Origin of the sequence: uncultured Streptomyces sp., assembly GCF_947488945.1 — a bacterium.
In the GTDB taxonomy this organism is placed as follows: Bacteria; Actinomycetota; Actinomycetes; order Streptomycetales; family Streptomycetaceae; genus Streptomyces.
Map to the genome: position 1 here is coordinate 1 of NZ_CANLBS010000056.1, position 2,812 is coordinate 2,812.

The 2,812-nt window shown below is 73.4% G+C and carries 2 protein-coding genes; both read right to left on the reverse strand.

What is annotated here, in order from left to right:
• Positions 1–1,793 (reverse strand): type I polyketide synthase (locus tag Q0994_RS33755; protein ID WP_299542529.1); only part of this gene is annotated, 1,793 nt, incomplete at its 3' end.
• Between the two features lie 71 nt (positions 1,794–1,864).
• Positions 1,865–2,812, reverse strand: a 948-nt coding sequence (locus Q0994_RS33760; RefSeq protein ID WP_299542531.1) for a phosphopantetheine-binding protein, incomplete at its 5' end; no start/stop codon positions are given.

The following is a 2,812-nucleotide window of genomic DNA, read 5'->3' on the forward strand; positions in this document are numbered from 1 at the left end:
ATACCGGCCCGCTGCGCACCCTGACCCGAGAACACCAACCCCACACCACCACCAGCCACCACCGACGACACCACGAGGCGGGACGGGTCGACGGCCAGTTCACGCAGGGCCGCCTCCAGTTCCGCGCGGTCGGTACCGGTCACAGCCGCCCGGTGGTCGTGCAGGGTGCGCGTGCCGGTCAGCGACCGGCCGATGTCCGCGGCGGTCGCCTCCGGGTGGTCGGCCAGGTGCGCGAGCAGTCGCCGGGCCTGGTCGCCGAGGGCCTGCTCACCGCGGGCGGAGACGATCCAGGGGACGGCGGGGAGCGTCGTGCCGGACGGCGCTTCGGCGGGCTCGTCCTGCGGCGCCTGCTCAAGGATCACGTGGGCGTTGGTGCCGCTGACGCCGAAGGCGGAGACGGCGGCCCGGCGGGGCCGGCCCGTGACCGGCCACTGCCGCGCCTCCGTCAACAGCTCCACCGCGCCGCTCGACCAGTCGACCATCGGCGTCGGCTCGTCCACGTGCAGCGTCCTCGGCGCCACTCCGTGCCGCATCGCCTCCACCATCTTGATCACGCCGCCCACACCCGCGGCGGCGACGGTGTGGCCGATGTTGGACTTCAGCGAACCCAGCAGGACGGGCCGCTCCCGGCCCTGTCCGTACGTGGCGAGCAGCGCCTGCGCCTCGATCGGGTCCCCCAGCCGGGTCCCCGTCCCGTGCGCCTCCACCACGTCCACCTCGGCCGGCGACAGACCCGCCGCCGCCAGTGCCTCGCGCACCACCCGCTCCTGCGAAGGACCGTGCGGAGCCGTCAGCCCGTTGCTCGCACCGTCCTGATTCACCGCACTGCCCCGCACCACCGCCAGCACCCGGTGCCCCAGACGTCGCGCGTCCGACAACCGCTCCACCACGAGCACCCCCGCCCCCTCCGACCAGGACGTGCCGTCGGCCGAGGCGGCGAAGGACTTGATACGGCCGTCCGGGGCGAGCCCGCGCTGGCGGCTGAAGTCGACGAACCCGCCCGGTGTGGCGGTGACCGTGGCGCCGCCGGCCAGCGCGAGGCCGGATTCCCCCCGGCGTACCGATTCGACGGCCAGATGCAGCGCGACCAAGGAGGACGAGCACGCGGTGTCCACGGACAGCGCGGGACCCTCGAAGCCGAGCGTGTAGGCGATCCGGCCGGAGGCGACGCTGCTCAGCTTTCCGGTCATCAGGTAACCCTCGAGCTCCGCGGGGCCTTCGAGACCCAGATAACTCTGTTCGGTGATGCCCGCGAACACGCCGGTGTGCGAACCCCTGAGGGTGGCGGGGTCGATGCCCGCGTCCTCCAGCGCCTCCCACGCCGTCTCCAGGAGAACCCGCTGCTGCGGGTCCATGGCCAGCGCCTCGCGCGGTGAGATGCCGAAGAAGTCGGCGTCGAACAGGGCGGCTCCGTCGAGGAAACCGGCTTCGCGGGTGTAGGAGGTGCCCGCCTCGTCGGCGTCGGGGCTGTAGAGGGCGTCCAGGTTCCAGCCGCGGTCGGCGGGAAACGGGCCGATCGCGTCCCGGCCGTCGGCGACCAGGCGCCACAGGTCCTCGGGCGAGGAGACCCCGCCGGGGAACCGGCAGGCCATGCCGACGATCGCGACGGGTTCGGCTTCGGCCGACTCCAGTTCGGTGATCCGCTCGCGTGCCTTCTGGAGGTCCGCGGTCACCCACTTCAGGTACTCGACCAGCTTCTGTTCCCGCTTCCCTTCCCCGCTCTCCTCCCGGGGCCGGGCGGAGGCGGTCGTCTTCGGGGCGTCGGTCGTGGCGGGCGGCTTGGCAGCAGACATGCGTAATCAGCCTCTCGTGGGTTCCGGGGCAGGACACGGCGGGCCGCCCGCGCAGGGCGACCGGTGCCGTGTCAGTCGGCCACGCGGCCGAGCTGGAAGTCGATGAAGTCGAAGATCTCGTCGGTGGACGAGGCGGCGATCAGGTCGTGCACGTCGGGGCCGTCCGCAGCGGTGCCGCGGGCCTCTGCCGGGGCGGACAGCAGCTCCAGCAGTCCGTGGAGCCGGGTCGCGGCCTCGGAGCGCATCGCGTCGTCCTGCGGCAGTGCACCGATCGACGTCTCGATCTGGGCCAGCCCGGCCCGGACGGCGGCCGACGGATCGGCCGGAGCAGCCGATTTCTCGATCTCGGCGGTGGCGGCGGACAGCACGTGGCCGGCGAGCGCCGCCGGGCTCGGCTGGTCGAAGACGACGGTGACGGGCAGGCTCAGGCCGGTGGACCTCACGAGCCGGTTGCGCAGTTCCACCCCGGTCAGCGAGTCGAAGCCGAGCTCCTGGAACGGCTTGTCGGACGCGATGTCCGACGGGTCCGGGTGCTTGAGGACGGTCGCGACCAGGTCGGTCACGGTCTCCAGCACGTACGCCGCACGCTGCGCCTCCGTGAGGCCGGCGAGCCTCTGCGGCAGGGTGAGCACGGCTTCGGGGTCCTCGGTTTCCCGCTCCCGCGGCGCGGTCGGCGCCGGGCCCGCCGCGCCGTCCGCGGCGGGGGCATGGTCGAGCCAGTAACGCCGGTGCTGGAAGGGGTACGCGGGCAGTGGCACCCGGCGCGCCCCGGACCCTGCGAAGAACGCCTCCCAGTCCACGTGCACGCCGCGACCGTGCAGCTCGCCCAGTGCCTGTACCAGCGACTGGGCCTCGGAGAGTCCGGAGCGCACCGTGACGAGGGCGGCGGTGGTGTCCGGGTCCGGCACGGACTGGGCCGCGAGGGCGGCGAGGGTGCCGCCCGGCCCGATTTCGAGGAAGGTGCGGACGCCCTGCTCGTGCATCGAGACCACCGCGTCGCCGTACCGGACGGCCTCACG